This is a genomic window from Actinomadura sp. B10D3 (assembly GCF_039871695.1).
In the GTDB taxonomy this organism is placed as follows: Bacteria; Actinomycetota; Actinomycetes; order Streptosporangiales; family Streptosporangiaceae; genus Spirillospora; species Spirillospora madurae.
Genome location: NZ_JBDPLY010000095.1, coordinates 1 through 1,239 on the forward strand (window position 1 = coordinate 1; position 1,239 = coordinate 1,239).

Consider the following 1,239-nt stretch of genomic DNA (forward strand, 5'->3'; position numbering starts at 1 on the left):
CTCGTAGCGTGGAGACCTGAACCAGAGAGATGGTTGGGTCGTGGGAGACAAGAGACGCCGGTTTGATCCGGAGTTCCGCGAGGGAGCGGTGCGGATCGTCAAGGAGACCGGCAAGCCCGTCGCGCAGGTCGCGCGGGACCTGGGGATCAACCCGTACACGCTTCACAACTGGGTGAAGGCCGACCGTGAACGCGGTGGTGACGGCGAGGGCAGCGGTGCACTGAACGACGCCGAACGCCGCGAGCTGGCCCATTTGCGGCGGCTCAAGACCGAGACGGCTCGTGAGCACGCTCGTCAGAAGGCCGAATGGGAGAAGGAACGCGCCGAGCTCGAGATGGAGCGTGAGGTGCTCAAGCGATCAGTGGTCCTGTGGGTGAAGGACTCGATGAACCGATGATCGTCGCGGAGTTCATCGCGTCCTGCAGGACCGAGCACGGCATCCCGCACGCGATCGCCTGCCGGGCCCTGGAGGTCTCGCAGTCCTGGTTCTACAAGCACATCAACCGTGCCCCGACCGCCCGCGAGCAGCGGCGGGCCCGGCTGGACGAGGAGATCAAGCGGCTGTTCACCGCCTCGGGCGGCACCTACGGCAGCCCGCGGATCTGTGATGAGCTGCGGGAAGAGGGCTGGAAGGTCTCGGTCAACACCGTCGCCGCGCGGATGGCCGAGCTCGGCTTGGCCGGCCGTCCGCCGGGGCGGCGGCGGTCGCTGACCCGGCCGGGACGTCGGCTGGCCGCGCCCGACCTGGTGCGCCGCAACTTCACCGCCGTGGCGCCGGACGTGCTGTGGTGCGGGGACGTGACGCAGATCGACACCGACGAGGGGCCGCTCTACCTCGCGACGACCGAGGACCTGTTCTCCCGGCGCCTGCTCGGTCACGCCATGTCGGCCCACCACGACGCAGCCCTGGTGGTGGCGTCGCTGCAGATGGCGGTCACCACGCGCGGTGGCGACGTCGACGGGGTGATCTTCCATACCGATCGCGGGTCGGAGTACACCGCGGCCAGGACCGCGGCCGCGTGCCGCCGGCACGGCATCACCCAGTCGATGGGCCGGGTCGGGTGCGCCCTGGACAACGCCGCCGCCGAGGCGTTCAACAGCACACTCAAGGTCGAGTTCGTGCACCGTCACCACTTCACCACCCGTGCCGAGGCCCGCATCAAGATCTCGACCTGGATCGCCGACTTCTACAACACCAGCAGGAGGCACAGCGCCAACGACGGGCTCGCCCCGATCACG

The 1,239-nt window shown here is 68.9% G+C and carries 2 protein-coding genes; both read left to right on the forward strand.

Annotation, left to right across the window (positions count from 1 at the left end; all coding sequences use genetic code 11):
- The first annotated feature begins 40 nt into the window (after positions 1-40).
- Positions 41-397 carry a transposase gene (locus ABGB11_RS42405; RefSeq protein ID WP_347641368.1) on the forward strand — a complete coding sequence of 119 codons (357 nt, stop codon included), beginning with the start codon at positions 41-43 and terminating at the stop codon, positions 395-397.
- Positions 394-1,239, forward strand: an 846-nt coding sequence (locus ABGB11_RS42410; RefSeq protein ID WP_347641370.1) for an IS3 family transposase, incomplete at its 3' end; no start/stop codon positions are given. The genes ABGB11_RS42405 and ABGB11_RS42410, both read left to right, overlap by 4 nt.